General features: G+C 67.3%; 19 protein-coding genes. 5 read left to right on the top strand and 14 right to left on the bottom strand.

Annotation, left to right across the window (positions count from 1 at the left end; genetic code table 11):
* Positions 1 to 145: 145 nt before the first annotated feature.
* Complete coding sequence (locus ACSFBL_RS24125; protein WP_435518343.1) at positions 146 to 589, top strand: hypothetical protein; 444 nt, start codon at positions 146 to 148, stop codon at positions 587 to 589.
* A gap of 100 nt (positions 590 to 689) precedes the next feature.
* On the opposite strand, the gene ACSFBL_RS24130 is transcribed toward ACSFBL_RS24125, so the two are convergent.
* The 3 genes from ACSFBL_RS24130 to ACSFBL_RS24140 all read right to left on the bottom strand — a co-directional run bounded on the left by ACSFBL_RS24130 (position 690) and on the right by ACSFBL_RS24140 (position 3,566).
* Entirely contained in the window at positions 690 to 1,877 is a 1,188-nt protein-coding gene (locus ACSFBL_RS24130) for a phosphoglycerate dehydrogenase (RefSeq protein WP_435518344.1), read from the bottom strand.
* Positions 1,870 to 2,952: a 3-phosphoserine/phosphohydroxythreonine transaminase gene (serC, locus tag ACSFBL_RS24135; protein ID WP_435518345.1), complete on the bottom strand. Its 1,083-nt coding sequence runs from the start codon at positions 2,950 to 2,952 to the stop codon at positions 1,870 to 1,872. The genes ACSFBL_RS24130 and serC overlap by 8 nt, the downstream gene beginning before the upstream one ends.
* Positions 2,953 to 3,047: 95 nt before the next feature.
* Complete coding sequence (locus tag ACSFBL_RS24140; RefSeq protein WP_435518346.1) at positions 3,048 to 3,566, bottom strand: nucleoside deaminase; 519 nt, start codon at positions 3,564 to 3,566, stop codon at positions 3,048 to 3,050.
* Positions 3,567 to 3,686: 120 nt separating this feature from the next.
* Between ACSFBL_RS24140 and ACSFBL_RS24145 the strand changes: the two genes are divergently transcribed.
* Both ACSFBL_RS24145 and ACSFBL_RS24150 read left to right on the top strand, forming a co-directional pair.
* Positions 3,687 to 4,103 (top strand): hypothetical protein, encoded by a 417-nt coding sequence (locus ACSFBL_RS24145; RefSeq protein ID WP_435518347.1) that lies wholly within the window; start codon positions 3,687 to 3,689, stop codon positions 4,101 to 4,103.
* A 1-nt stretch (position 4,104) separates the two neighbouring features.
* Positions 4,105 to 4,410, top strand: a complete 306-nt coding sequence (locus ACSFBL_RS24150; RefSeq protein ID WP_435518348.1) for an NIPSNAP family protein — start codon at positions 4,105 to 4,107, stop codon at positions 4,408 to 4,410.
* 76 nt (positions 4,411 to 4,486) lie between these two features.
* Here the strand turns inward: ACSFBL_RS24150 and ACSFBL_RS24155 are convergent, their stop codons facing one another.
* From ACSFBL_RS24155 to ACSFBL_RS24175, 5 genes are read right to left on the bottom strand one after another with little or no spacing between them, the layout of a single operon-like run.
* On the bottom strand, positions 4,487 to 5,482 hold the full coding sequence (locus ACSFBL_RS24155; RefSeq protein ID WP_435518349.1) for a Bug family tripartite tricarboxylate transporter substrate binding protein: 996 nt from the start codon (positions 5,480 to 5,482) through the stop codon (positions 4,487 to 4,489).
* 6 nt (positions 5,483 to 5,488) lie between these two features.
* Positions 5,489 to 6,466 carry a Bug family tripartite tricarboxylate transporter substrate binding protein gene (locus tag ACSFBL_RS24160; protein WP_435518350.1) on the bottom strand — a complete coding sequence of 326 codons (978 nt, stop codon included), beginning with the start codon at positions 6,464 to 6,466 and terminating at the stop codon, positions 5,489 to 5,491.
* A 60-nt stretch (positions 6,467 to 6,526) separates the two neighbouring features.
* The gene (locus ACSFBL_RS24165) at positions 6,527 to 7,831 is read right to left on the bottom strand and encodes a gallate dioxygenase (protein WP_435518351.1); all 1,305 of its coding nucleotides are present in this window, start codon (positions 7,829 to 7,831) and stop codon (positions 6,527 to 6,529) included.
* Between the two features lie 11 nt (positions 7,832 to 7,842).
* The gene (ligK, locus tag ACSFBL_RS24170) at positions 7,843 to 8,544 is read right to left on the bottom strand and encodes a 4-carboxy-4-hydroxy-2-oxoadipate aldolase/oxaloacetate decarboxylase (protein ID WP_435518352.1); all 702 of its coding nucleotides are present in this window, start codon (positions 8,542 to 8,544) and stop codon (positions 7,843 to 7,845) included.
* A gap of 2 nt (positions 8,545 to 8,546) precedes the next feature.
* Positions 8,547 to 9,575 carry an amidohydrolase family protein gene (locus tag ACSFBL_RS24175; RefSeq protein ID WP_435518353.1) on the bottom strand — a complete coding sequence of 343 codons (1,029 nt, stop codon included), beginning with the start codon at positions 9,573 to 9,575 and terminating at the stop codon, positions 8,547 to 8,549.
* A gap of 176 nt (positions 9,576 to 9,751) precedes the next feature.
* Here ACSFBL_RS24175 and ACSFBL_RS24180 point away from each other — a divergent pair, with 176 nt between their 5' ends.
* Positions 9,752 to 11,017, top strand: a complete 1,266-nt coding sequence (locus ACSFBL_RS24180; protein WP_435518354.1) for a LysR family transcriptional regulator — start codon at positions 9,752 to 9,754, stop codon at positions 11,015 to 11,017.
* Positions 11,018 to 11,030: 13 nt separating this feature from the next.
* Here the strand turns inward: ACSFBL_RS24180 and ACSFBL_RS24185 are convergent, their stop codons facing one another.
* The 4 genes from ACSFBL_RS24185 to ACSFBL_RS24200 all read right to left on the bottom strand — a co-directional run bounded on the left by ACSFBL_RS24185 (position 11,031) and on the right by ACSFBL_RS24200 (position 15,470).
* Positions 11,031 to 12,674, bottom strand: a complete 1,644-nt coding sequence (locus tag ACSFBL_RS24185; RefSeq protein WP_435518355.1) for a phosphoethanolamine transferase — start codon at positions 12,672 to 12,674, stop codon at positions 11,031 to 11,033.
* A 168-nt stretch (positions 12,675 to 12,842) separates the two neighbouring features.
* Positions 12,843 to 13,007 (bottom strand): hypothetical protein, encoded by a 165-nt coding sequence (locus ACSFBL_RS24190; protein WP_435518356.1) that lies wholly within the window; start codon positions 13,005 to 13,007, stop codon positions 12,843 to 12,845.
* 112 nt (positions 13,008 to 13,119) lie between these two features.
* On the bottom strand, positions 13,120 to 15,084 hold the full coding sequence (locus ACSFBL_RS24195) for a hybrid sensor histidine kinase/response regulator (RefSeq protein ID WP_435518357.1): 1,965 nt from the start codon (positions 15,082 to 15,084) through the stop codon (positions 13,120 to 13,122).
* A gap of 50 nt (positions 15,085 to 15,134) precedes the next feature.
* Entirely contained in the window at positions 15,135 to 15,470 is a 336-nt protein-coding gene (locus ACSFBL_RS24200; RefSeq protein WP_435518358.1) for a zinc-binding metallopeptidase family protein, read from the bottom strand.
* Positions 15,471 to 15,563: 93 nt separating this feature from the next.
* On the opposite strand from ACSFBL_RS24200, the gene ACSFBL_RS24205 reads away from it, so the two are divergent.
* Positions 15,564 to 16,478, top strand: a complete 915-nt coding sequence (locus ACSFBL_RS24205) for a protein NO VEIN domain-containing protein (protein WP_435518359.1) — start codon at positions 15,564 to 15,566, stop codon at positions 16,476 to 16,478.
* Positions 16,479 to 16,490: 12 nt separating this feature from the next.
* Here the strand turns inward: ACSFBL_RS24205 and ACSFBL_RS24210 are convergent, their stop codons facing one another.
* Both ACSFBL_RS24210 and ACSFBL_RS24215 read right to left on the bottom strand, forming a co-directional pair.
* Entirely contained in the window at positions 16,491 to 17,255 is a 765-nt protein-coding gene (locus ACSFBL_RS24210) for a bestrophin-like domain (RefSeq protein ID WP_435518360.1), read from the bottom strand.
* A 56-nt stretch (positions 17,256 to 17,311) separates the two neighbouring features.
* A complete protein-coding gene (locus ACSFBL_RS24215; protein WP_435518361.1) occupies positions 17,312 to 18,103 on the bottom strand; it encodes a hypothetical protein in 792 nt (263 codons plus the stop codon).
* Positions 18,104 to 18,226: the final 123 nt, after the last annotated feature.

The following is an 18,226-nucleotide window of genomic DNA, read 5'->3' on the forward strand; positions in this document are numbered from 1 at the left end:
CCTCCGGCGGCCCCTGCGGGGGGCTGGAATAATGAAAGTCAGAACAGCCAGAAGAGAAGTCAGACCATCCCGGTCGGACTCAAGCCAATAGGCCTCCTCGAAAGCCGGTGCGGTTCATATTGGGCGTCGTGGGAGAGCCCAGACCATGATTTTTCGCAAACCAGTAGCGGCACTCGTGTGCGCGTCAGTCACCTCTCTGTCATTCGCTTGCAAGCCAGGCGACCTCGAGCATGAAATTGAAATGCACCCGCAAAGCGCTGCCCTGGAGAACGGGCAGATTCAGGCGCTGGCGAGTTGGTATGCCTTGTGGCAGAAGCGCAAGGGCGGCGTGACGCAAGGAATCGGTGAAATCGGTGTGTTCGCAAACGCCATAAAAGGCAGCGCGGCAAGCAATGCCCTGGCGCGCCAGCGCATCGACAACGTGATTCGGCTGATAAAGACCGGGGACGATAGTCCTGCACAGCTCCATTGGGCCATCTTTCCCTTGAAAACCAAGTCGCCGCTCGCGACCGCGACCATTGACCAGGTGATGGTGGTCGTGCAACCGGCTTGCGCCAAAACTCAGTCCTGCTGTCCGACGGCCCAGTAGTTGAGGGGAGGTGCCCCGCGGCCAGGCGCGCCTGGCTCGGCTTCATCCCAGTCGTACCGCCTGTGAAGACGCCGATGGCCTTCGTTTGTATCAACAGACCCTAGTCCGCAGGGCGCGGCAGGTAGCGCGCCGACAGCACGCCGTCGATGGCCGCGATGTGGGCCAGCACGGCGGGGCTCACGGCGCTGTCGATGTCCACCAGCGTGTAGGCCATGTCGCCGCGCGACTTGTTGACCATGTTGTGGATGTTCAGGCCGGCGTTCGCCATCGCGGTGGAGATCTGGCCGAGCATGTTGGGCACGTTGGCGTTCGCGATCGCCACGCGGTAGGCCGACTCGCGCGCCATGCTCACGCTCGGGAAGTTCACCGCGTTGGCAATGTTGCCGTCCTCCAGGAAGTCGCGGAGCTGCTCGGCGACCATGACCGCGCAGTTCTCCTCCGCCTCGCGCGTGCAGGCGCCCAGGTGCGGCAGGCACACGATGCGCTCGTGCCCCAGCAGCGCGGCGCTCGGGAAGTCGCACACGTAGCGCCCCAGGTGGCCCGCGGCCAGCGATGCCAGCACCGCCTCGTTGCTCACCACCCCCTCGCGCGAGAAGTTCAGCAGCACGGCGCCGGGTTGCATCAGGCGGATGTTCTCCGCGTTGACCATGTTCCGGGTGGCATCCACCAGCGGCACGTGCAAGGTCACGAACTGCGCGTTGCGCAGCACGTCCGCCACGCTCGCGGCCTTGCGGACTTGCGAGGGCAGGCTCCACGCGGCATCGACGGTGATGTCCGGGTCGTGGCCGAGCACGTTCATGCCGAGCTTGATGGCCGCGTCGGCCACCAGGCAGCCGATCTTGCCCAGGCCGGCGATGCCCAGCGTCTGGCCCGCCAGCTCGAAGCCGGCAAAGGCGGCCTTGCCGTTCTCGACCGTCTTCTCCATGTCCGCGCGCCCGGGGCCCAGCTCGTCGACGAAACGCAAGGCGCCCGAGAGATTGCGCGCGGCCATCAGCATGGCGGCCACTACCAGTTCCTTCACGGCATTGGCGTTGGCGCCAGGCGCATTGAACACCGGCACGCCGCGTTCGCTCATGGCCTTGATCGGGATGTTGTTGGTGCCGGCGCCGGCACGGGCGATGGCGCGCACGCTGCGCGGGATGTCCATCGCATGCATATCGGCCGAGCGCACCAGCACCGCGTCGGGTGCCGTCACGTCCTTGCCAGCGATGTAGCGATCGCTCGGCAGGCGCTGGAGCCCCCTGGCCGAGATCTCGTTCAACACGAGGACCTTGAGCCGGTCAGCCATGGCTGACCTCGAACTCCTTCATGTACGCGACCAGCGCCACGACGCCTTCGATGGGCATGGCGTTGTAGATCGACGCGCGCATGCCGCCGACCGACCGGTGACCCTTCAACTGCACCATGCCGCGCGCCTGCGCGCCCTTGAGGAAGGCCTCGTCGAGCGATTCGTCGCGCAACTTGAAGGGCACGTTCATCAGCGAACGGTCCTCGCGCGCCACCGGGTTGTAGAAGAAGGAAGTGGTCTCCAGGTGGTCGTACAGCACCGCGGCCTTCCTGCGGTTGTGCGCTTCGATCGCCTTCAGCCCGCCCTGCGCCTTGATCCAGTTGAACACGAGGCCCGCGATGTAGATCGTGTAGGTCGGCGGCGTGTTGAACATCGAGTCGTTCTCGGCCTGGATCTTGTAGTCGAAGGCGGACGGCGTGATCGGCAGCGCCTGGCCGATCAGGTCGTCGCGCACGATCACCAGCGTGACGCCGGCCGGCCCGACGTTCTTTTGCGCGCCGCCGTAGATCAGTCCGTAGCGGCTTACGTCGACCGGCCGCGACATGAAGCTGCTCGACATGTCGGCCACCAGCGGGACATCGCCGGTGTCGGGCGTCCAGTGGTATTCGACGCCGCCGATGGTCTCGTTCGAGCAGATGTGAACGTAGGCAGCGTCCGGATCGAGCTTCCAGGTTTCCTGCCGTGGCACGCTGGTGTAGCCGCCCGCCTCGCCGCTGGCCGCGACATTGACCTTGCAGTACTTCTTCGCTTCCTTGATCGACTTCTTCGACCACTCGCCGGTGTCGATGTAGTCGGCGCCTGCACGGCCGCGCAGCATGTTCATCGGCACGATTGCGTTCTCGGCGATCGCGCCGCCCTGCAGGAACAGCACCTTGTAGTTGGACGGCACCGCCAGCAGCTCGCGCACCAGGCTCTCGGCCTCGGCATGGATGGCGATGAACTCCTTCCCGCGGTGGCTCATCTCCATCACGGACATCCCGCTGCCTCGCCAGTCGAGCATCTCGTCGGCCGCCTGGCGAAGCACGGATTCGGGCAGCGTCGCCGGGCCCGCGCTGAAGTTGAAGACACGCGTCATTGAAGAGTCTCCTGGAAATGGCGAGAAAGGTCGCCATTCGACAGGACGCCGACGCAAAAAGCAACGGCGGGCGTACCCGCCTCCGCCTCAGTGCCTCAGCGGGTCGCCCAGAACGCGCGCTGCATCTCGATGGTTTCCTGCGCGACTTCGGCCACCGGCCCGATCAGCTCCACCGGCTTCTGGCAATGGTCGAACACGTAGCGCGAGGAGACGCTCATCGTCGGGTTCTCGGCGTGGCTGCCGGTCTCGGCGAGCAGCTGCGCCTCCGTCATGCCGTAGACCACGCGACCGATGTTGGCCCAGTACGCCGTGCCCGCGCACATGCAGCAGGGCTCGACGGCGGTGTAGAGCGTGCAGCCCCAGAGGAACTCCGGGGTGAAGTTGGTCGCGGCCACGCGCGCCAGCGTCGACTCGGCGTGGTTCACGGTGTCGATGTTGCATTGCTCAAGCAGCACGGTTTCCTGATCGGGACCGACCAGCACGGCCCCGAAGGGGTGGTGGCCGAGCGCGATGGCCCGCCGGGCGACTTCGTTGGAGCGGCGCAGGTGGCGCACCATCTGTTCGTGCGTGGGACGCAGGCCCTGGGGCGGCAAGGCGTTGGTTTCTTCGGACATGGTTGGGGCTTTCCTCGACGGACGGATGCTCTCACAACGCAACCGGCACTCGGCAGAAACGCCAGTCGGACGTAAACTGCACCGGCACTTTTCCTGCGTTCCAGTCCAACATCGCTGTCCATGAACATCCGCTTTGCAGAACCTGTTTCACCGGCTCGGGCCGAGGAGGCCGCAGCCATTGCCCGGCAGAAGAAGGAACTACTCACTCGCCCGCAAAAGCTGCCCGCTTTCTCGATGGAGCTGCGTGCGCGGGAGAGTTACACCTTCAAGGTCGGACAACGCTTCACGGTGAAGCTTCCGGTCATCGATCGCTACCTGGAAGCGCCTTCAGCCGACGTGCCGCTCCTCGCACCCGACGGCGAGGAAGTGCGCGCCATCCCGACGGCCACCCAGCTCAAGGTCATGCTGCGCGCGCACTACAGCGGCGCCACCGTCAACGTGATCGCGGTCTCGGTGGACGCCGCCCTCGCCCACGCGGGCACCCGGGAGGCCGTCTGGAAGGAAGCGGCGGCGACCGCGCGCGTCGTGTTCCAGTGAAATGATCACCTGCCATCTGCGCTACGTCATCGATCCCTCGAAGCTGGCCGAGTTCGAGCACTACGGCAAGACCTGGATCCGGCTGGTCGAGAAACTCGGCGGCCAGCATCACGGCTACCTGATGCCGTCCGAAGGCGCGAACAACATCGCGCTGGCGTCCTTCAGCTTCCCGTCGCTCGCGGAATACGAGCAGTACCGGAAGGCCTCCTTCGCCGATCCGGAGTGCCAGGCCGCGTTCCGGTACGCTGAAGAGACGCGGTGCATCGTGAGCTACGAGCGCACCTTCTTTCGCCCCGTCTGGCGCTGACGGCGCTCAGCCGCCGCTCTCGCGGTGCCGGATCAGGCGATCCGCATCCGCTCCTGGTGTGTTCCTTCTTCCGCGATCAGTCGATGGTGATGTGCGCCGCCTTGATCACGCGGTCCCAGCGGCCGATCTCGCTCCCGATCAACTGGCCGAAGACCTGTGGCGTGGCAGGCGTGGCTTCGGCGCCTTCGGCGGCAAGGCGCATCCGGACTTCCGACGATTCGAGAGACCGATTGATCTGCTGGTTGAGCATCGACACGATCTCGGGCGGCGTGCCCGCGGGCGCGACCACGCCGTACCACTGGTCGGCCTCGAAACCGCGAGTCCCTGCGACGCCGCTTTCTGCGACCGTCGGCACGTCCGGCAGCAGCGCGATGCGGCGCGGACTCGAAACCGCCAGCGCACGGATCGTCCCGGCCTTGATGTGCGGCAGCAGCGCCGGTGCACCCGTGAAGAGCACCTGCACCTGACCGGCGAGCAGGTCGTTCACGGACGGCGCCGTGCCGCGGTACGGGATGTGCAGGAACGAAGTCCCGGTCTGCAGCTTGAGGTACTCCATGGTGACGTGGGCCGCGCTCCCGTTGCCGCCCGATCCATAGGCCAGCTGCCCCGGGCGCGCCTTGGCCAGCGCGACCAGCTCGCCGAGGGTACGGGCCGGCACCGATGCGTGAACCACGAGGACGTTCGGCACGCGCGCGACCCACGCCACGGGCGCGAAGCTGCGAACCGGGTCGTAGCCCAGCTTCGGGTACAGCGAGGGATTGACGGCCAGCGTCCCGATGTGCCCCATGAGCAGGGTGTAGCCGTCCGCGGGCGCCTTCGCCACCTTCTCCGCGCCGACCGATCCGCCGGCGCCGGGCACGTTCTCGACCACCACGGCCTGGCCCCAGGCGCGTCCCAGCTCCTGGCCGATGGCGCGGCCGAGCACGTCGGAGGAGCCCCCGGGCGTGAACGGAACGATGAGGTGCGGCGGCCGCGTCGGATAGCTCTGCGCCATGGCGTTGCGGGCGGCTGGCAGCAGCGCGCCGCCTGCGATCGACAGGCAGAGGCTGCGGCGGAGGATGTCGGTGCTCATCGGGTTTCAGTCCGGCTTGATGCTGGCTTCGCGGATCAGCTTGCCGTAGCGCGCGGCATCGGTCCTGACCAGCTTCTCGAACAGCTCCGGCGCACCCGGCAGCGGGACGCCGCCCGCGGCAGCCAGCTGGTCGCGCACCTCGCTCGATGCGAGCGCCTTCTGCACGGCCTCGTGCAACTTCGCGACGATGGGCTTCGGCAGGCCGGCCGGCGCGACGAAGCCATACCAGACGCTGGACTCGAACCCCGGGTAGCCGGACTCGGCCACGGTCGGCACGCCGGGCAGCACCGCCGAGCGCTCGGGGCTCATGACCGCCAGCACGCGCAGCTTGCCGGACTTCGCCAGCGGCAGCGCCTCCAGCGCGTTGATGGCCACGACGTCCACGTGCCCGCCCAGGACATCCGTCAGGGCCTGTGCACCGCCCTTGTACGGAACGTGGCGCACCGAGAGTCCGGCCGTGTGCTGGAACAGCTCCATCGCCAGGTGCGGGGTCGAGCCGTTGCCCGGCGTCGCGACGCTGATCGTGCCGGGCTTGGCCTTGGCAGCGGCCAACAGTTGCGCCAGCGTCTTGATGTCCGAGCCTTCGCGCACGGCAAACACCACGGGCACCCTTCCGACTGCCGCGACAGTCGTGAAGTCGCGCTCCAGGTCGTAGGGCGCGGGCTGGAACAGGGCCGGATTCACCGCCAGCGCGTTGGCCGCCAGCAGCAGCGTGTAGCCGTCGGGCGGGCTGGCGATGAGCGACTTGACGGCGATGTTCGTCCCGGCGCCCGGCTTGTTCTCGACGATGACCGGCTGGCCGAGGGTCGCCGACATGCGCTGGCCGACCGAACGCGCGATGGCATCCACCGCGCCGCCTGCGCTGTAGCCGACAAGAATCCTGATCGGCCGCGATGGATAGGCGTCGGCAGCCGACGCGCTCAGGATGCCGATTGGCAGCAAAGCGGCCAGCACCAGCGCGCAGCGAAGGAAGAGAGATTTCATAGGGGATCCCGAAAATGAAAGGAACGGGCCGACGCCCTGCGGGCGACCGGCCGGCGGAAGTCAGCGCTGGTCCGCAACGGGCGCCGAATCCCAGGTTTGGGACTTGGCGTCCTTGCCTGCAACCGAATACAGCGCACCCGGCGCATTGCGCGTCTGCTGGAACGCCTCCAGCGTCTCCCCGCGCATCGCGGCATAGATGTGGAGGTTGGAGACACCGACGACGGCACCGAGCTTCTCGAGCATGAAGAAGATCACGCCATAGTGGATCAGCCCGCGCCAGTCACGGTGGCGAACGAGATCGCGCTCCTTCGCCGTCAGTCCTGCCGCCTCGAAGGAGGCCTCTTCATCGGCGAGGAAGTGCGCCCGGTGCTCGGGACGTGTCATCCCGTGCAGGAACTTGTTGAGGCGATAGGCGCGCACGCTCGTCTCCAGCGTGAACGGGTATGTGCCCTTCAGCGCTTCGACGCCGGCCAGCTGCTCGCCCATGTGGCGGCGGTGCCGCTCGATCTCGCCCGCGATGGGCGGGCTCGCGAGGTTCTCGTAGATCTGGGTCGCGATGCCCGTCATCGATGGGAGGTAGTAGCTCTGGTGCGTCTTGCGCACATTGGCCGAGAGCGCGCCCCGCATGACCAGCCACATGATGACTTCGGCACCCTCCATGCCCCCCAGGGTCGCGAGTTCGGCCTGCGTCATCTCGGTGAGCCGAACCGGGTCGTTCTCGATGAGTTCGAGAAACCGGGCATCCCACGCGGTGTTGTTGAAGCCGGCGCGCTCGCCATGCACCTGGTGCGACAGGCCGCCGGTGGCGACGATGGCGACCTTCAGGTCTTCCGGATAGCTTTCGATCGCACGCCGCAGCGCCTGCCCCAGCCGATAGCAGCGGCGGGCCGAAGGCACGGGCGACTGCAGCACGCCCACCTGCAGCGGAATGACGGGCACCGACCATTCGGGTTCGTGCGGGCACAGCAGCGACAGCGGCGAGAACACGCCGTGGTCCAGCGCCCGGTCCTGGGAGAAGGACATGTCGAACTCGTCGGCCACCAGCGAGCGGCCGATGTGCCGCGCCAGTGCCGGATGCCCGGCCACCGAAGGCAGGTCGCGTGCGCCGCCGCCTTCGTCCGCCACCTCGTGACGCTCGCCGACGCCGAGAGCGAAGGCCGAGTAGTGGTCGAAGAAGAAGGAACTGACGTGGTCGTTGTAGATGAAGAACAGCACGTCGGGCCTGCGCTCGGCCAGCCAGCGCTGCACCGGCTCGAAGGCCGCGAAGATGGGTGCCCAGACCGGATCGTCCTGCTTGTTCTTGTCGAACGCGAAGCCGATGGTCGGGGTGTGGGAGCAGGCGACGGCGCCGATGATGCTGGCCATGGTGTTGCCGATCAGTCGATGTAGCGCAGGCCGGCCTTGGCCAGCGGCTCGCGCATCGCATACATGTCGAGGCCGAGTTCGCCCGCCGCGAAGCGCGCACGCTTGCCCGTCTCGTTGGCCTCGCGGGCTTCCGCCGCATCGGCCACTTCCTGCGCGCGCGCAGCCGGCACCAAGACGACGCCGTCTATGTCGGCCACCACGACGTCACCGGGGTTCACCAAAGCACCGGCGCACACCACCGGCACGTTGACGGAGCCGAGCGTCGCCTTGATCGTGCCCTTCGAATGGATCGCACGGCTGAACACGGGGAAGTTCATCGCGGTGAGGTCACGCACATCGCGCACGCCGCCATCGATCACGAGGCCCTTGCAGCCGCGCGCCTTGAACGAGGTCGCCAGCAGGTCACCGAAGAAGCCGTCCGTGCTGTCGCTGGTGCAGCCGGCGACCACCACGTCGCCGGGCTGGATCTGCTCGGCCGCCACGTGCAGCATCCAGTTGTCGCCGGGCTGCAGCAGCACGGTGACGGCCGTGCCGCAGAAGCGCGCATCGGGATAGATCGGACGGATGCGGGGCTGCATCAACCCCAGGCGGCCAAGGGCCTCGTGCACGGTCGATACGCCGAAGCGCGAGAGCTTCTCGACCGCGGCGGGGTCGGCGCGCGCGATCCTGCGGTGCACGATGCCGAGTTGCTGGAGGGGGCTGGGTGTGGACATGTTCAGAGGCCTTTGGCGGTGAGCGCGCGATCGAGGCGCGGGTAGACACGGCGTGCGTTGCCTTCGTAGACCTTGAAGCGCGCTTCGTCGTCGAGCATCGGCGTGGCGTCGATGTAGCGCCGCGTGTCGTCGAAGGGGAAGCCGGTCTCGGGGTCGATGCCGCGCACGGCGCCGATCATCTCGCTCGCGAAGAGGATGTTGTCGACCGGAATCACGCGCGTCAGCAGGTCGATGCCCGGCTGGTGGTAGACGCAGGTGTCGAAGAAGATGTTGTTGAGCAGGTGGTCCTTGAGCAGGGGCTTCTTCAACTCCTGGGCGAGGCCGCGGAAGCGCCCCCAGTGGTAGGGCACCGCGCCGCCGCCGTGCGGGATCACGAAGCGCAGCGTCGGGAAGTCCTTGAACAGGTCCGAGGTCAGGCACTGCATGAAGGCCGTGGTGTCGGCATTCAGGTAGTGCGCGCCGGTGGTGTGGAAGCAGGCGTTGCAGCTCGTGCTCACGTGCACCATGGCCGGGATGTCGTGCTCGACCATCTTCTCGTAGATCGGATACCAGTGGCGGTCCGACAGCGGCGGCGAGGTCCAGTGACCGCCGGAAGGGTCGGGATTGAGGTTGATGCCGACGAAGCCGAAGTCCTTGACGCAACGCTCCAGCTCCGGGATGCAGGTGCGCGGATCGACGCCCGGCGACTGCGGCAGCATGGCCGCGCCGATGAAGTTGTCCGGGAAGAGCTGCGCGACGCGGTGGCACAGCTCGTTGCAGATCGCGGCCCAGGTGGCACTCGTCTCGAAATTGCCGATGTGGTGCGCCATGAAGCTCGCGCGCGGCGAGAAGATGGTCAGGTCGCTGCCGCGCTCGCGCATCTTCTGGAGCTGGTTGCTCTCGATGGACTCGCGGAGTTCGTCGTCGCTGATCTTCAGCGAAGCGGGCGAAGGGGTTTCCGCCGGATTGCCGAGGCTGGCGATCTGGCGGTTGCGCCATTCCTCCAGGGCTTTGGGCGCGGTGGTGTAGTGGCCGTGGCAGTCGATGATCATGCGGAGTCCAGTCGTTTTCGAATCGGGGATTGCATGGCGTAGTCTCCGCCGAACGGCGTTTCGCGGTTGTGCGTTCTGATTGCCCTGCGTTCTCATTTATTTATTGACGCAGGGTTAACCCGCCGTATGCTCTGCGCCTGCCGTTACTTACGGCAACAGAAGACGGGTCCATCGTTTTGGCATCGACAAAAGTTATCGAAACGCCCAAGGTCGCGCAGGCGGATCCCCTCTCGATCAACCTGCGGCATCTCCAGGCATTCGCCGGCGTGGCAACGGCCGGCAGCGTCACGCAGGCTGCGGAAAGCCTTTTTCGCGTCGCCTCGGCCGTGACACGGGCGGTCGGCGAGCTGGAGGCTTCGCTGGGCGTTCCGCTCTTCGAGCGCAAGGCGCGAGGCATGCTCCTCACCGTGTACGGCAAGGCCGTGTTCGCGCGTGCGATGCGCGTCCAGCAGGAGTTCATCGCGGCCAGCCAGGAATTGGTTCCGGAAGATGGGACGCGCAGGCTGGATGCGCGCGGCCTGCTGACCGCGATGTTCAGCGGCCGCAGGCTCGCGCTCTTCGCGGGACTGGCCGAGATGCACAACATGCCCGCCGTCGCGCGCGCCTTTGGCGTGACCCAGCCGGCGCTCAGCGCGCTGGTGCGCGACCTCGAAGCGCGGTCCGGGTGCATGCTGTTCACGCGCTCGGCGCGCGGCGTGAGGCCGACCCGGTCCGGCGAGCTGCTCGCATTCCGCTGCAAGCGGGCGCTGTCCGAACTGCGCAGCCTGGGCTCCGATCTCGCGGCGATACAGGGCGTGGTCCAGGGCAGCGTCGTGGTCGGCGCGCTCCCGCTCTCGCGCACGCTCATCCTTCCGGCGGCCATCTCGGCGCTGCTCGCCGAGCATCCGCGCGTGCATGTCGGCACGGTGGAGAGCCCTTACGAGGTCCTGGCCGCCGCGTTGCGAAGCGGCGAAGTGGACTTCATCCTGGGCGCACTCCGGCCCGAAGCGGAGGCGAAAGACCTGGCCCAGGAAGCACTGTTCGTTGACCGCATCTCGCTGATCGCGCGCGCCGACCATCCGCTGGCGACGGCCCCGCGCATCGGCTTCGCGCAACTGCAGCGCGCCGGCTGGGTGCTGTCCCGGCGAGGCTCGCCCTCACGCGAACTGCTGGAGCGCTTCTTCCGTCATTCCGGCCAACCGGCGCCGGAGCCCGCCGTCGAGACCGGCGACCTCGCCCTGCTGCGAGGGCTGCTCCTGCAGAGCGACATGGTGACGGCCATCTCCGCCCACCAGCTTCACTACGAAATCGAGGCCGGCACGCTGGTGGTGCTGAACTTCCCGCTGGCCAGCACGCAGCGGCAGATCGGCATCACGCAGCGCGGCGGCGCGTTGGCCGCGCCTTGCGCATTGGCACTCATGGAAGAGATCCGGCGCTGCGTGAAGCGGCTTCCGTCGTACTGAAGGACCTCGCCGATCAGTCTTCGAACGACTTCACCTCGACCGGCAGTTCGGGCGCGCGCCACCTGTAGCCGTCCGCCAGTGCGTTGCGTTCGGGGATGTCGCCGTTCCAGCGCAGGTTCAACAGGTCGGCGATCGTCCAGCCCGCCCAGTCCGCGCGAAAGGGACGGGCCTCGACCGCACTCCGCGGCGTGACCGGCGCGCCGCTGCGCCAGATGACGGTCGGGATCCTGTAGCCGGACGCGGTCATCGGACTGTGGCCTGCGTGGTCGCTGCCGTGTCCCACCTCCTGCCCGTGGTCGGAAAGGTACATCCAGGCCCGGTAGCCGCCGGTCTTCCCTGCGCTGCGGGTCAGTTGCAGGGTCTCGGAAACGACGAAGTCGTGATAGAGCAGCGCCGCGTCGTATTCCTGGCGGAACTTGCGCACCCATGCGGAGCGGCCGTTCCGCTCCAGCGCTTCCTCGACGCCGTCGTCCTCGTCGTCGAACGGATTGGCGCCCTCGGGGAAGCGGAGGCTGTAGTGCGGATGTGCGCCCATGAGGTGCACCACGATCAGCTTGCGCTCGGCCGAGTCCTCGATCGCTTCCTGCACGCAGTCGAGCAACTCGCCATCCAGCGAAGCGCCGGCGCGGCCCGGTGTACGGTTCACGAGTTCGACCACGTCGGCGAACCTCGCATGCTGCTGCTCGATCGCGACGTCGTCGTGGTTGCTCATCCACCAGACCTTGTAGCCGGCGGCGCGCGCGAGCGCCAGGACATGCTGGGGCCGCTCGGTCGGGGGCGCGCCGAAATTGAGCATGTTGTGCAGCGACGGGATGGTGCTCGCGTCGACCGACCACGCGTTTCGCATCACCAGCATCTGATCCCGCAGTTGCGCCTTGTTCGCCTGGAGCCGCGGCGTCGTCGCGCGCTCGTAGCCGTAGAGAGACATGTTGTCGCGATTGATGCTGTCGGTGATGACCAGCACGACGGTCGCCAGGCCCTCCCGCGCGACCACCGGCGCCGCGGCCTTCGCACGCACCAACGCGAGGTCGCGCGCCTGCTGCCGATCGGCCCAGCCTGCACTGAGTGCCTGGATCGATTGGCTCCAGTGAGCCCAGAAGATGGCCGGATGCAGCCGGCGCCAGGGTTTGCTCAGGTAGGCGACGCTGCCGACCAGGAGCGCCGCCATCAGCATGGCCACGGCCCAGCGCGGCCGCCGCGCGCTCTGGCGTGCGCCGCGCAGCGCGTACCGCCAGGTGACGAGACCGGCCAGCAGGATCGCGCCGGACCAGACCAGCATCGCTCGCCAATGCATCGACAGGTATTCGCCAGTCTCCCGGCTGTTGGTGTTGGCCGCCGCGGATTGCACGAGCGAACTGTCCGGTGCAGCCTGGTAGGTATCGAGCAAATAGCCGCGAATCACGCCGTCGAATGCGAATCCCATGACCCAGAGCCAGACGAGGACGGATCGCACGCGATGCAGCCAGGGCGTGCGCACGGGCCACGCCAGCCACGCGAGCGCGGGCATCGCAAGCGCCATGAGTTGCGCCACCCGCCGGCCGTCATGCCCCAGTGCGATCAGGGCCAGCAGGACGACACCGACGACGGTCCACGCGAGCAGGTGGTCTTTGTCGGTGCCACCCCGGCCGTTGGTTTGTGGGCGCGTGCTGTGGGTCATGGGCGGCGGATTCTGACAGCGCCCGGGCGCGCAGCCCTCGCAAACCCCCAAGCTGTCCGGGAAATTCAAACGCGCGTGAAGTCCTTCGCCTGCCTCAAATCGGGGCCTCCAGGAACCCCTTTGCCGAACGGTATGCGCTTGCCGGCGCGCAAGGATGCACCGGCGGCGTCAGACCCGCTGTGTCCTGCGGATGGCATCCGGCGATCTACGGACCTGCCTGCGCATCAGTCGCTCGATGCGGGTCGGCGGTTCGCGGTGGATGAGCACGTCGATGATCCACCCCCCGGCCACGAGCAATGCGAGGACGACAAGTGTGCAGATCTCTGAGTCCATGGTCCGCTCCGGAAGTCGACGAAGTGGAGCACTTTGCCCTCGCGCGTGCGCGTTGGGAATCGGCCAAACAGACTGCGTGGTATTTGAGCGAAAAGTGACGTAGTTACTTTTCTCAGCCCTTCAGTCCGCTCGCGCGCCATTCCCTCACCCGGACGGCGCGCTCGATGGCGGTGGCCAGCTCGTCCTGGTTGAAGGGCTTGGCCAGCTTGGAGGTGAACACGGACAGGCCCTGGGGCAGCTCGGCATAACCGGTTGCGAGAATCAGCGGGAGTTCAGGACGTTGCTTGCGGATGACCTCGAAAAGCTGCGTACCCGTCATGCCCGGCATCAGGTGGTCCGACAGGACCAGCCCGACCGATGGCTCGCCGAGCACCATGTCCAGCGCCTCCTGCCCGGAACTCGCGGTCATGACCGTGTGCCCCAGGTCCTCGAGCATCGACGCGGTATTGGAGAGCACCAGGCTGTCGTCATCCACGACCACAACCCTCAGCGACTGGCCGGGATGCAGACTGCTCGTTTCCGCCGCCGGCTCGCGCTCGATGGCAGCCGCCTCGCCGAGCGCGACCGGCAGCCAGAGCGCGGCCGTGGTGCCGACACCTTCCGCGCTCGTCAGGACGAACTGGCCGCCCGACTGCGCCGCCAGTCCCTGCACCATCGGCAGCCCCAGCCCGGTACCCTTGCCGACACCCTTCGTCGTGAAGAAAGGCTCCACGGCGCGTTCGAGCGTCGCTGCGTCCATGCCCGAACCGGTGTCGGAAATGAGCAGCCCCACATAGTTGCCCGGCCGGAGGCCTGGCCCGTCGGTGACGGTCTTCTCCTCGACCTTGAGTTCGAGCTGGCCGCCGTCGGGCATCGCGTCGCGCGCGTTGACGGCAAGGTTGAGGATGGCGAGTTCGAGCTGGTTGGGGTCCACCAGCACGCGCGCCGGCGCGGCCGGGAAAACGGTCGCCACCTGGATCGTCGATCCGAGCGTCCGCCGTAGCATCTCCCGCATGCCGGCGATGAGCTTCGGCACATCGACGGCGACCGGGGCCAGGTCCTGCCGCCGCGCGAAGGACAGCATGCGCTGCGTCAGCGCCGCACCGCGCCGCGCACCCTGGATCGCGTTGTTCACGAGGCCCTGCAGCTTCTCGTCGGCGGCCGGCAGGCGTCGCCGGAGCAGCTCCAGGCTGCTCAGGACCACCATCAGCAGGTTGTTGAAGTCGTGCGCGACGCCGCCGGTGAGCTGCCCGATCGCGTCGAGCTTCTGCGCCTGGAACAGCGCATCCCGCGCCTTCTCGAGTTCGAACTGAGCGCGTCGCTTCTCGGTGATGTCGCGGGTGATCTTGGCGAAGCCGACGAGCTTGCCCTCGCCGTTGAAGATGGGGTCGACCACCGCATTGGCCCAGAACTCGGTCCCGTCCTTGCGGACTCGCCAGCCCTCGCTTTCGAAGCGGCCTTCCGCCGCCGCCGTCGCCAGCGCCCTGGCGGGCTCGCCGCGCTCGCGGTCCTCCTGGCGATAGAAGCGCGAGAAATGGGTGCCGATGGCCTCGTCGGGTGCGTAGCCCTTGGCACGCTCGGCGCCGGCATTCCAGCTCGTGATGACGCCTTCGGGATCGAGCATGTAGATCGCGTAGTCGGTCACCGCCTGCACGAGCATCCGGAACTGCTCCTCGCTGCGCCGCAGTGCCTCTTCCGCACTGCGCCGGTCGCTGAGGTCGCGGGTCACTTTCGCGTAGCCGATGAGTTCGCCCTCCGACGACCGGATCGGATGGACCAGCACCTGCGCCCAGAAACGCCGTCCGTCCTTGCAGACGCGCCAGCCCTCGGTCTCGTAGCGGCCCTCGCGCGCGGTGGTCGTCAAGGTCAGGGTCGGCGCGCCGGCGCTGATGTCTTCCGGCGTGTAGAAGGTGGAGAAGTGGCGCCCCAGGATTTCCGGCTCGGTGTAGCCCTTCAGGCGCTGCGCGCCCGAGTTCCAGCTCACCACGAAGCCATCGGGGTCCAGCATGTAGATCGCGTACTCCTCGACGGCATCGACGAGCAGGCGGTACCGCTCCTCGGCTCCGAGCGTCGTGGCGAATTTCGAAAGCGGGTCCAACGGGGATGGTTCCTTGCGTGCGTCGCGCCGAGGCGGCCGACCGGGCATGTTCAGCGCGCGCGAATCACGTCCGAGACGACGCCGTTCTCGTTGACGGTGCAATTGATCGCCGGCTGTCCGGGGCCGATGCTGAGTGTGACCACGTAGAAGCCGTCCGTCATCGTGGTCATGTCACTCACCGGCTTCACGTTTTCCTTCGGCACCTTGAATTCGCGGGCGACGGAGTCGACGCAACTGTTGCGCGACACCTGCGGCGACGCGAAGCCCGCGAAGATCGCGGGAGGCTTGTAGCCGTCGATCGTCGCGGGGGGCGGGTAGCTGGTGCAGCCACTGGCGATGGCGCAGAGGGCAATGGCGGCCGACGGGAACCGATTGCGGACGGGCATGCTGTCTCCTTGAACTGTGCGCCATTACACGATAAACCGGCACGGCCGCACAGGGCATACTTGATCGGATCACAACTGGCATGAATCCCTGAAATGGACAAAGAAGTCGACCCCGCGGTACTGGCGGTCATCAACGAAAAGCGCCTGACGGGCGAGAAGCGCACGCCTGTCGAGATCATTGCCAGGATGGGTGTCTTCGATGCGCGCCAGAAGGCGTCCGACCACGCCTGGCTGGCAACGGGCGACATCGTCATCGCCACCATCTGGGCGGAGTTCGTGAGCGTCGGCTCGGGCGGGCAATGGTTCTATCTCGAATCGCTGGACCCGCATCACAAGGTCGGCGGCGGCACGCGGAGCGACCTGCAGATCCAGCGCGCCAAGGACCGGCTCGCCCTGCTCAAGCGGACGATGGACGCGGGCCTCGGCCTGAGGACCGTGCTGCAGACGAACCGTGTCGCCATCCAGGACATCGAGACCGACCGGGCCGCCAAGGTCTCGACGCGCGTGCCCGACGACCAGGAATGGCACATCGCCGCCTGGGACCCGCCGCAGAAGATCGCGGTGCTGGTTCGCGGCGCGCGCGGGTGGGTACCGTCCGACGAGGAGGTCGCGTCGGCACGCGCGCGCGGCAGTGTGCCGGCGGCGCCGGCGGACGGCCCGTCCGGCCAGGCATCCGCCGAAGACGCCCAGGCCGCTGCAATGGCCTACCTGACACGCCACTTCGCGGGCTATGGCTACAAGGCCGAGAACGTGTCCGATCAGAAACTGGGCTACGACATCGAGGTCTCGGACAAGAAGGGCGCCACGCTCCTCAAGCTGGCGGTCAAAGGCACCACGACCGGCGTGACCACCTACCGGCTCACCGGCGAGGAGCGCGCTTGCGCCAAGCGCGGAGATCCGTGGCGGCTGGCGGTGGTCACAGACGCCATCGGTCCCGCCGCGCAGCACAAGCTCTACAAGCCGTCCGAGGTCGACAAGGCGCCGGGGCTCGAACCGCTCCTCGACTGACTGGCGGATGGCTCAGGCGCCGAGTTCCGCCTGGGCCCGAAGCACCGACTTGTTCGAAACGTCCACCACGCCCGAGAAGGGTGTGTCGAGTTCCAGGATGATGAAGATCGAGCACGCGAAGGCGAGCGCACAGATGCCCAGGGCCACGCTCACGCTCTTGTTGATGATCGTGAACGCCCCGAGCCCGACATAGATGACCACCACCCACCCGCAGACGATGAAGAGCAGTGCGGCCGGCACCGAACTGTCCTGCCGCTCCGCGGTGAGCACCCGGTTCTGCGCAATGTCGGTGGACAGCTGCATCGAGCGCGACTGATACCAGCGCTGGGCGTCATTGCCCGGCGTCAGGGAGAGGATGGTCTGCTGCAGCCGCGTGATCTCGTGGAGGTCGGCGGAGTACCGGGCGCCGTCCTCGCGCGGCGCCTCTCGCCGATGTTCCGTCAGCTGAAGGATGCGATCGAGGACGGTGCGGACCTGGGCGCGCGCCGGACGGGATTCTTCGCCGAAGCCCACGAGCGCTCGGTCCAGCAGCACGATCGATGTCGAGAGCTGGACCAGTTCCGCCTCCCGTTCGTCGAACGAGCGCTTGGCCGAGGTGATCATCAGCCCGAGCACCAGTGCGAGCAGGGTGGCCAGCATGCCGATGGCGATCTTCGCGGAATCGCGTGCGTCGCTCACCAGGTGATGTTCCGGCAGGAGCGACGACAGGCGCACGCCCAGCCACAACCCGAAAAGCGTCAGCAGGAAGACCAGGACGGCCAGCACGTAGGAAGTCATCGGTCGGCACGATACCAACTTCCACGCGTGTCCAGCGTGCGCCCGGCAGGGCGCGGTCACTTGAAGGGTGAGGAGCCCGATCCGTTCGCGACCTGGCCGGGGGGAAGATGAACCAGGGTGAGCGCGGTCCAGCGGATCTCCTGGTCCTGGCCGATCTGGAGCAACTGGAGGCTCTGCAGCGCCTGCATCAGTTCGCGGAACTTGTCGCCCGCCCCGTCGCCCCAGGGGGTGTTGGGCGGCGCCAGTTTCATGCCGGCTCGCAGCACCGCCTCCGGGGCGGACTCCTTGCGGCCCACGTCCGTTTCCAGATAGAGCCGGATCAACAGGCGCGCATGCTCGCTCGTGAGCTTGGCCTTTTCCGGCCCGAGCACCGTGGCCAGCGCGGCAGTGAACGCGACCAGGCTTCCGTTCCACTGCCGGGGCGCAGGACCCAGTGCTTCAAGCAGCGTTCCGACCAGCGCCCAGCTGGGCAGGTGCAGGCGTCGCGGCTGGCGGTCATCAGCGACATCCTGGGTGGCGACGCGCACGGCGTCCGCCAGGTTCCCCGTCAGGTAGTCGGCCGCGCCGAGCACCGAAGGCCAGGTATGGATGTCGTTGCAGAACTCGACGATCTCGCCCTGGCGCTCCCGCCCGGTCGCGAGGGCCTCGAGCACCGCGCGGAACACCAGTTGCTCGTTCTTCGTCGGATGCCAGGCGCGCGGCAGAACTTGCCCCACGCTCGGCGCGAGGTCGTCGAGCACGCCGCGCCGCAGCACCCACAGCTTTCGCTTCCCGCTCGAAGGCAGGAAAGTCTCCGGATGGAAAGCGTTCCACAGATCCACCTGGCGCGACGGCGGAAGCGCACTCATCGCACCATCGAATGCCGCCTGACTCGACGCCACCAGCCCAACGTATTCGGCGACGCTCAGGCGACGTGTTCCTCGCGGGAAGGCGTGCTCGGAAGCATGCGCTTCGCTGTCCGTTCTTCGATT

Source organism: Variovorax glacialis (assembly GCF_051216375.1).
Taxonomy (GTDB): Bacteria; Pseudomonadota; Gammaproteobacteria; order Burkholderiales; family Burkholderiaceae_C; genus Variovorax.